9 protein-coding genes and 1 tRNA gene are annotated in these 7,232 nt (G+C 67.9%); 5 read left to right on the forward strand and 5 right to left on the reverse strand.

The window, feature by feature from the left end:
• Nucleotides 1–17: 17 nt before the first annotated feature.
• Nucleotides 18–854, reverse strand: a complete 837-nt coding sequence (locus G6035_RS05080; protein WP_176615983.1) for an undecaprenyl-diphosphate phosphatase — start codon at nucleotides 852–854, stop codon at nucleotides 18–20.
• An 84-nt stretch (nucleotides 855–938) separates the two neighbouring features.
• Between G6035_RS05080 and G6035_RS05085 the strand changes: the two genes are divergently transcribed.
• Nucleotides 939–1,868, forward strand: coding sequence for an aldo/keto reductase (locus G6035_RS05085; protein WP_176615984.1), 930 nt, complete (start codon nucleotides 939–941; stop codon nucleotides 1,866–1,868).
• A 24-nt stretch (nucleotides 1,869–1,892) separates the two neighbouring features.
• Here G6035_RS05085 and G6035_RS05090 read toward each other — a convergent pair whose 3' ends face one another.
• Nucleotides 1,893–2,165 carry a hypothetical protein gene (locus tag G6035_RS05090; protein WP_176615985.1) on the reverse strand — a complete coding sequence of 91 codons (273 nt, stop codon included), beginning with the start codon at nucleotides 2,163–2,165 and terminating at the stop codon, nucleotides 1,893–1,895.
• Between the two features lie 115 nt (nucleotides 2,166–2,280).
• Between G6035_RS05090 and G6035_RS05095 the strand changes: the two genes are divergently transcribed.
• Nucleotides 2,281–2,520, forward strand: coding sequence for a DUF5703 family protein (locus G6035_RS05095; protein ID WP_176615986.1), 240 nt, complete (start codon nucleotides 2,281–2,283; stop codon nucleotides 2,518–2,520).
• On the opposite strand, the gene G6035_RS05100 is transcribed toward G6035_RS05095, so the two are convergent.
• Entirely contained in the window at nucleotides 2,521–3,672 is a 1,152-nt protein-coding gene (locus G6035_RS05100; RefSeq protein WP_176615987.1) for an acyl-CoA dehydrogenase family protein, read from the reverse strand.
• An 8-nt stretch (nucleotides 3,673–3,680) separates the two neighbouring features.
• Nucleotides 3,681–4,985 (reverse strand): M20/M25/M40 family metallo-hydrolase, encoded by a 1,305-nt coding sequence (locus tag G6035_RS05105; protein ID WP_176615988.1) that lies wholly within the window; start codon nucleotides 4,983–4,985, stop codon nucleotides 3,681–3,683.
• A 195-nt stretch (nucleotides 4,986–5,180) separates the two neighbouring features.
• Between G6035_RS05105 and G6035_RS05110 the strand changes: the two genes are divergently transcribed.
• Nucleotides 5,181–5,263 (forward strand) — tRNA-Leu (locus tag G6035_RS05110).
• Between the two features lie 239 nt (nucleotides 5,264–5,502).
• Here G6035_RS05110 and G6035_RS05115 read toward each other — a convergent pair.
• On the reverse strand, nucleotides 5,503–5,721 hold the full coding sequence (locus G6035_RS05115) for a hypothetical protein (RefSeq protein WP_176615989.1): 219 nt from the start codon (nucleotides 5,719–5,721) through the stop codon (nucleotides 5,503–5,505).
• Between the two features lie 208 nt (nucleotides 5,722–5,929).
• On the opposite strand from G6035_RS05115, the gene G6035_RS05120 reads away from it, so the two are divergent.
• Nucleotides 5,930–6,460: a sigma-70 family RNA polymerase sigma factor gene (locus G6035_RS05120; protein WP_176615990.1), complete on the forward strand. Its 531-nt coding sequence runs from the start codon at nucleotides 5,930–5,932 to the stop codon at nucleotides 6,458–6,460.
• On the forward strand, nucleotides 6,457–7,212 hold the full coding sequence (locus G6035_RS05125; protein ID WP_176615991.1) for a zf-HC2 domain-containing protein: 756 nt from the start codon (nucleotides 6,457–6,459) through the stop codon (nucleotides 7,210–7,212). Before G6035_RS05120 ends, G6035_RS05125 begins: the two co-directional genes overlap by 4 nt.
• Nucleotides 7,213–7,232 lie beyond the last annotated feature (20 nt).

Here is a 7,232-nt window from a genome sequence, read left to right on the forward strand (position 1 = left end):
CGCTACCGCCTGGTAGCTCAGGCGGTGATGACGCCCAGGCCCAGCAGGATGAACAGCAAGAGTCCCAGCGCTATGCGGTACCAGACGAACGGGCGGAAACTCTTGGTGGAGATGAATTTGAGGAACCAGCCGATGATGAGATATCCCACAACGAACGCAATGACCGTGGCCAGCGCGATCTGGCCGATGTTGAAGGGTCCCTGGGCCCCTTCGTGCTTGGCCAGCACCTTGTACAGTTCGTAGAATCCGCTGCCGAAGACGGCGGGGATGGCCAGGAGGAAGGAATACCGGGCCGCTGCCTCGCGGGTGTAGCCCATGAACAGCCCCGCCGTGATGGTGCCGCCCGAGCGTGACACCCCGGGGATGAGGGCCAGTGCCTGTGCGAATCCATAGATGATGCCGTGCCTGTACGTGAGGTCCTTGAGTTCGCGCTGCTGGCTGGCGTAGGTGTCGGCCACGGCCAGTATCAGGCCGAACACGATGAGGGTCACCGCCACAATCCACAGGTTCCGCAGGGTGGATTCAATATAGTGCTGGAACACCACGCCGAGGACGGCAATCGGAACGGTGCCGATGATGACGAGCCAGCCCATGCGGGCGTCGGGGGCATCGCGCGGTACGGAGCCGCGGAGGGAGCCAAGCCAGGCCTTGATGATGCGCACTATGTCGCGCCAGAAAAAAACCAGCACGGCAGCTTCCGTGCCGAGCTGGCTGACTGCGGTAAAGGCAGCGCCGGGGTCCTCGCCCGAGGGCAGGAACTTTCCGACGACAAATAGATGGGCGCTGGAGGAAATCGGCAGGAATTCCGTCAGGCCTTGGACCAGGCCGAGGAAGGCCGCTTCAAACCAGTTCACGCGTTCAGCATAGGGCATGCCGGCCGGCGCCCCGGGCGGGCCGCGCCGTCGAAGCACCCCCGTGTTCCCCGTAAGCTAGACCCCATGGAACAACGATTCGTGGGCACCAGCGGACTGCGCGTGTCGGCACTGGCACTGGGCACCATGGCTTGGGGCAGCGAAACCGACGCCGACTGCGCCCGGGAGCTGCTGCGCACGTTCATGGATGCCGGCGGCACCACCGTTGACACGGCCATGAGCTATGGCGAGGGCCGCAGCGAGGCGATCCTGGGCGAGCTGATCGGCGACGTGGTTCCGCGAAGCGACGTGGTGCTCGTGTCCAAGGCCGGCATCAGCCACCGAGGCGGCAAGCGCATGGTGGATACCTCGCGGCGGGCCATGCTGGCCAGCCTCGACGCCACCCTGGCGCGGCTTGGCACCGACCACCTGGACCTGTGGCTGGTGCACACCTGGGATGAAAACGTGCCACTGGAGGAGACGCTGAGCGCCTTGGAACTGGCGGTGTCCACGGGCCGCGCCCGGTACGCCGGTGTGTCCAACTACAGCGGGTGGCAGCTGGCGCGCGCCGCCACACTTTCCGACACGGCGCTGGTGGCGAACCAGGTGGAGTATTCCCTGCTGGCCCGCGGCATGGAACGGGAGGTGCAGCCTGCCGCCGACCATGTCGGCACCGGCGTCCTGTGCTGGGCGCCACTGGGCCGTGGCGTGCTGACGGGCAAGTACCGCGGCCAGATCCCGGCCGATTCCCGCGGCGCCAGCGAAGCGATGGGCGCCTATGTGGAGCCGTACCTTAAAGGGCGCCCCACCAGGGTGACCGAAGCCCTGCTCACCGCCGCGAAGGGGTTGGGGCGCTCACCGCTTGACGTGGCCCTGAGCTGGGTGCTGGACCAGCACACCGTGGCCGGGGCCGTGGTGGGGCCGCGCACGACGGACCAGCTGGAACAAATCCTTGGTTCGTCCCTGGCACCCCTGCCGGACCAGATCGCCACGGTCCTGGATGAGGTGTCCGGCTAAGCGGGACTTTCGGCGCGCCTGCGCTCAGTCGTCGATGGGCTCGAGGTCGTCGTCGATCGGTTCGTCTGAATCGCCGTCATCCAGCTCGGAATCGTCCTCGCCGTAGATGACCAGCGGGGTCACCTCGTCAAAGGCGTCAAACAAGGCCTCTTCGTAGACTTCAAACGCATCGATGATGGCCAGGAACGTTGCTTCCACGACCGGGTCCTCTTCCCCGCGGCGCGCGGAAGCAGCAACCAGGTGTTCTTCCAGGGCGGTGGTCAAGGCGTTCAGGGCCGCCCGCGGATCTATGCTCATGCGCTCGACGCTACCAGTGTGTCTGCCAACTTGAAAGACCCCGTTGGGGGCCGGGAACAGGTAGCTTTAAGCAAGAGCAGGCTAAGCAGCCGCAGCGGATGACGGATGGATGGCCATGAAGGAAATGTTGCAGCCGGTGCGTACCGGAAAGGGTGCGCCGAACCGGCAGTATGAGTACTTGATCATATCGCTGCGGCCCGACGAGCCGGCGCCCCTGGCCTACCAGCGGCTGCGCGAACATGCCGAGTACGGCAAGTGGGAACTGGAGCGCAGCCGCCTGTATTTTGGCGGCAGCCGCAGGTACTGGCTGCGCCGGAAGGTCATGCGGGTGGAGCGGACGCTGGACGTCTACTGACTACCCCTCAAGCGGCCCCAGCCACGCGTTGGCGATGGTGCCGTGGGCCGACTCATCGTCGGAGGGGTGGAAGATCCCGGCCAGCACGTCCCGGTACAGGCGGCCCAGTTCGTTGCCGGAAAAGTATGTTCCGCCGCCGCTGACCCGCACCGCACTGTCCACCACATCGCGGGCCGTTTCGGTGGCACGCACCTTCAGGCCCACCAGTTTCGGGAACCACATGGCCCCGTGGTTGACCAGTGCATCGACATCGCCCGCCACGGAATCCACCTGCGGGTACAGCCCGTCCATGGCCATGGCGGCACTGGCCAGGCGCCAGCGGATGTCCGGATCCTGCGAATAGGGCTTTCCGGTCTTCATGGACATCCGCCGCTGCACTGCTGCCACGCCGATCTGCAGGGCCCGCTCCCCCACCCCCGTGTACACGGCCGCCAGAAGCGTTTCGAAGCACGCAAAAATGGCGAAAATCAGCGGGTCGGCGTTGGGCCCCACAGGCAGCTTGCGGAACACGCGCTGCGCCGGCGCCACCACGCCGTCTAGCACCGTGGTGTTGGACTGGCTGGCCCGCATGCCCAGCGTGTCCCAGTCATCCTTGATGGTGTAGCCGGGCGCGTCCCGCGTGATGAAGGCGTGCACCAGCACCGGCTCCTCGCCCGTGGTGTCCTTGCCAAAGATGCCCAGGCGGGTCCACGCCGGTGACAGGGAGGTGAAGATCTTGGTGCCGGTGAACGCATAGCCGCCATCAGCCAGGGGCGCCGCCAGCGTGTTGGAGTCGAACAGCACCGAGTCGTTGCCCGCCTCCGAGTTGCCGAAGGCAAAAACCTCCCCGGCAACAGCCTCCTGCAGGACGTAGTGGAGGGAGTCGTCGCCGCGCTCGTGCAGCAGGTGTGCGACGCCGGTCCACACCAGGTGCATGTTGACCGCCAGTGCGGTGGCCGGGGCGGCGGTCGCCAGGCGGCGTTGCGCCGCGGCGGCCTGTTGCAGCCCGTAGCCGAGCCCGCCGTCGCCGGTGGCGGCGAACATGCCCAGGTAGCGGCGTTCCTTCAGCTCGGCCAGGTCCTCGTGGAAGAACTCGTTGCGCTCGTCGTAGCCCTTGGCGCGGGCACGGAAACGCTCCAGCAATTCCTCGGGCAGCAGCTGTTCCGGTTCCATGGCTGGGCCTAGTAGCTGCTGAGCAGGCGGTCGAGCACCCGGGCGCCGAACTTCAGCGATTCCACGGGCACCCGTTCGTCGACGCCGTGGAACATGCCGGTGAAGTCAAGCTCCGGGGGCAGCTGCAGCGGGGCGAAGCCGTAGCCGGTGATGCCCAGGCGGGACAGCGACTTGTTGTCGGTGCCGCCGGAGAGCGTGTACGGCAGCACGGTGGCGCCGGGGTCCTCGGCGTGCAGGGCGTCCACCATGGCGTCCACCAGGTTTCCGGCGAAGGGCGTCTCCAGGGCGACGTCGTCGTGGATGGTGCTGATGTCGATGCCGTCCCCGGCAAGGTCCCGGACCATTTCCAGGACCTGTTCATGCTGGCCCGGCAGGGTGCGGATGTCCACCATGGCTTCCGCCGTCGCGGGAATCACGTTGGCCTTGTAGCCGCCGGACAGCAGGGTGGGGTTGGACGTGTTTTGCAAGGTGGCGCCCACAAAACGCGACACGGTGCCCAGCTGGTCCAGCAGCGCCTGCGGGTTTCCCTCGTCAAATTCGACGCCGGTCAGCTCGGAGACGCCCTCCAGGAACGCCCGGGTGGTGTCCGTGTATTCAATGGGCCATTCGTGCCCGCCAATCCGGGTCACGGCGCGCGCCAGCCGGGTGACGGCGTTGTCGGTGTTGATCTGCGAGCCGTGCCCGGCGCGGCCGTGGGCGGTCAGGCGCAGCCAGGACAGCCCCTTTTCCGCCGTCTGGAGCAGGTATGCGCGCTTGCCGCCAATGTCCGCGGAGAAGCCGCCCACCTCGGAGATGGCCTCTGTGGCACCGTCAAAAATGTCGCGGCGGTTGTCCACCGACCACCGGGCGCCGTAGGTGCCGCCGGCCTCCTCGTCGGCGAAGAACGCAAAGACAATGTCGCGCCTGGGCTTGCGCCCGTCCCGTGCCATGGAGCGCATGACGGAGAGGATCATGGCGTCCATGTCCTTCATGTCCACGGCGCCGCGGCCCCAGATCAGGCCGTCCTTCTCCTCGCCGCCAAACGGGTCGACGCTCCATTCGTGCGCCAGGGCCGGGACGACGTCGAGGTGGCCGTGGACCACGAGCGCCGGCAGGGAAGGGTCGCTGCCCTCGATACGGGTCACGACGTTGGCGCGCCCGGGATCCGACTCGTAAAGGTCGGCGGGCAGCCCGACCTCGGTGATCAGTCCGGCGACGTGTTCGGCGGCGGCGCGCTCCCCCGGGCCTTCGTTGGTGCCAAAGTTGGTGGTGTCGATGCGGATGAGGTCCTGACAAATGCCGACGACTTCGTCTTCCGGCCGGACGGTGTTCACGAGGGGCTCCTTCGGGCTCTTCTGGTGGTCACTTCAGCCTACATCCGAGGCCCCTCTGGGCCTTGTTTGGCGGAGGCGCCGGCAGGCCGCTGGCCCGATTGTTGTTTGCGGCAAAAGCTGTGCTATCGTATTTCTCGCTGCTTCGGGGGCGAACGGTTCATCCGGATGGATGGCCGGTCCTCCCGAATTCACCTTGCGCGGGTGGCGGAATGGCAGACGCGCTAGCTTGAGGTGCTAGTCCTGGAAACGGGGTGGGGGTTCAAGTCCCCCTCCGCGCACATGATGGCCCGGAAGACCTGAAACGGTCTTCCGGGCTTTTTTGTGTTTCGGTTTGTGTTTCTGCCGGCGGAGCGCGGCCGGGCGGGCCCCGGCCCCTGCCCCTGCCCAGCCGCGACGCTATGCGGCGGCGGCGCGAAAACCGGTGCCAGAGCCAGGCAGCCAGGGAGGCGCCGAAGAGGGCCCCGGCGCATGGCAGCAGGGTCCTGCCGTCACGGGCGTGGGCCGGCACTGCCCGGGTCTACACCACCCGCAGCAACAGCCACTCCCCCGCCCGCTGGGTGATGAACACCAGGGCCAGGCCCGGCAGGTGGAGTGCGGGCGTGGCCAGTCCCGGTCGGCGGCGGACGGCGGGCCAGAGCGTCGTGGCGACTGTGCACAGGGCGGCCACGGGAAGCGTGACGACCACGGCCTGGACGAGGAGAATGTGTAGTGGAAGGCCACGGAATTCATAATTCATGCAGGCGTCCCTGGAGGGGAGGGACGGCAGGGCCTGGGTCGGTGGGGCCTGAAGAGGTGGAAGCGGGGGCCGTAGGGCCTGCGGCGGGCGGGATGGCCAGGAACCGGCCGCCGGCCTTCAGGTGGGGGGTGAACCTTTTGGGCATGGCCTCCGTTTGTAGGGGTAGGCCGGTGCCGCCGGCAGCCAAAGCGCGAAACGGGAGGTGGAGATGGACCAGCAGGCCCGCACGGGCACGCCGACGCGCGAGGAAGCCATGCGCGCCCTCCACCGGGACTATGCCGTCCAGCTGACGCGCTTCGTCCAGCGCCTGACCAGTGAAGGCACCGTGGCGCAGGATGTGGTGGCCGAGACCTTGCTCCGTGCATGGGAGCACCCCGACGTCCTGCAGCGCACGGAGCCCGCGCTGCGGGGCTGGTTGTTCACCGTGGCGCGGAACCTGGTCATCGACGACTGGCGCAGCGCCCGGCACCGCCGTGAGATCGGCACGGACCAGCTGCCTGAGCATCCGGGGCCGGACCAGACGGACCGGATCCTGGATGCGTGGCTGGTCGAGGACGCCTTGCTCACGCTCACGCCCGAACACCGCGAGGTCATCCGACTCGCCTACTTCGACGGGAAGGACACGCGCAGCATTGGTGCCGCACTTGGCGTCCCGGACGGAACCGTCAAATCGCGGCTGCACTACGGCCTCCGCGCCCTGCGGCTGGCACTTGAGGAAAGGGGCGTGAGCAGCCGGTGACCACCACCCCTTCTGCCGTGGACCCCTATTCCGCCTGGGACGCGGCCTATGTCCTTGGCTCCCTGACGGCGGCCGAGCGCCGCGAATACGAACAACACGTGGACGGCTGTGACGCGTGCCGCAACCGCCTGGCCGAGTTGTCCGGCCTGCCCGGACTGCTTTCCCTGGTGGGCCGCGACGCCGTGGCCCCCGGGGCACCCAAGCCGTTGCCCAGCGCCGCCCCCTACGCCGTCTTTGCCCGGAAGGTACGACGCCGGAGGGCCGGCCTGGCGGCCGCGGCGGCTGCCGCTGCCCTAGTGTTGGGCGGCGGGACGGCTGCTGTCACGGCGGGCCTGATTCCCCCCGCTGCGCCGCCTGCGACACAGGCCGGCCACGCTCCGGGCCGGACTGGTACCGCAGCCTTGCAATTGACCTTTGCCAGCACCGGGCAGCGGTTGCTGGCCGCACACGGCCAGGCCAGCCCGGAGCCTTGGGGAACCCTCCTCTCCTGGACGTGCAATTACAGCACCGGAACAACGGGCGGGCCGGTCTACGGGAACACGGGCAGCCCGGTGGTGCCCACTGCGTATGAACTCGTGGCGGTCACCACCACGGGCAACCGGGTGACGCTGGCCACGTGGCGCGCCGCACCGGGAAGCACAGTCTCTCCCGTGGCGACCACCACGCTGGCCGTGGGCTCCATCAAGGAACTGCTCATCCGGCAGCAGGGCGCCCCGGCGACGGGGGTTCCGCTGCTCCGGGCACGGCTTTAAGGCGGCCCCTGCGCCGGGCT

This window comes from Arthrobacter sp. SDTb3-6 (assembly GCF_013376095.1).
Classification (GTDB): domain Bacteria; phylum Actinomycetota; class Actinomycetes; order Actinomycetales; family Micrococcaceae; genus Specibacter.